At 71.0% G+C, this 1294-nt stretch carries 1 protein-coding gene; it reads left to right on the forward strand.

The features are described 5' to 3' along the window. Positions 1–242 precede the first annotated feature (242 nt). Positions 243–1294 (forward strand): IS110 family transposase (locus ACFXBC_RS35090; protein ID WP_385034199.1); only part of this gene is annotated, 1052 nt, incomplete at its 3' end.

A 1294-nucleotide genomic window follows, 5' to 3' on the forward strand; every position in this document is an offset into this window, starting at 1 on the left:
GAGGACTGACAGTGATGATTGCTGTGGCTCCGCTCGGCGGTCTGACCCCAGGACTGACTGGCGCTTCGGCTGTCCTTCCGTGGATTCGTCGGCTGTCCGGGCGGGGCCACAGCGCGCGTGGCCGGTCGGGCATCTGTGACTTCATAGGAGCCCGGCCAAAGGTCCCATCACTGTCTTGTCCGTCTGCCCGACCGGCACGTGCCCTCCCAGACACGCGGCGCGGAAGGACACCAGGCTTCAGCATGGCAGCAGACGAGATAGCCGTCATCGGCGGCATCGACACCCACACCGACGTCCACCAGGCCGCGGTGATCGACACGGTCGGCCGGCACCTGGCCACCAAGGCATTCCCCACCACCCCGGACGGCTACCAGCGGCTGCTGGACTGGCTGCGCTCGCACGGCGAACTGCTCGCGGTGGGCCTGGAAGGCACCGGCGCCTACGGGGCCGAGGCCGCCCGCTTCCTGACCGTCAACAGCATCACCATCGTCGAGGTCGACCGCCCCGACCGCAAAGCCCGCCGGGACAACGGCAAGTCCGACCCGGTCGACGCCTACGCCGCTGCCACCGCTGTGCTGTCCGGACGGGCCTCGGGCACACCCAAGACCCGCAACGGGATCGTGGAGGCCATCCGCACCCTGCGCGTGGCCCGCAGCTCGGCGGTCAAGGCCCGCACCCAGACCATCAACCAGATCCGCAGCCTCGTCGTGACGGCACCCGCAGCGGTCCGGGAAAAGCTGCGGGGGCTGGCCACCGGCGAGCTGATCGACACCCTGGCCCGGTCCCGTCCCGCCGGCGACCTCGCCGACCCGGACCACGCAGCCAGGGTCACACTGCGCAGGCTCGCCCGCCGCCACCAGCGGCTCGGCGAGGAGATCGCCGAAGCCGACGCCGACCTCGGCCCGCTGGTGACCCGGGCCGCACCACAGCTGATCGCGCTGCCCGGCATCGGCCCCGAGACCGCCGGCCAACTGCTGACCACTGCGGGCGACAACCCCGACCGTCTGCGCTCGGAAGCGTCCTTCGCGCACCTGTGCGCCGCGGCCCCGGTCCCGGCGTCATCGGGCCGCACACACCGGCACCGGCTCAACCGGGGAGGGGACCGGCAGGCCAACCGGGCCCTGCACACCATCGTGCTGGTCCGCATGCGCTACGACCAGCGAACCCGCGACTACGTCGCCAGACGCACCACCGAAGGCATGACCAAGAAGGACATCGTCCGCTGCCTGAAACGGTTCGTCGCCCGCGAGGTCTACCGACACCTGCCCCACCCCCAGATCACCACCGAACAGCT

This window comes from Streptomyces sp. NPDC059398, assembly GCF_042751845.1.
Classification (GTDB): Bacteria; Actinomycetota; Actinomycetes; order Streptomycetales; family Streptomycetaceae; genus Streptomyces.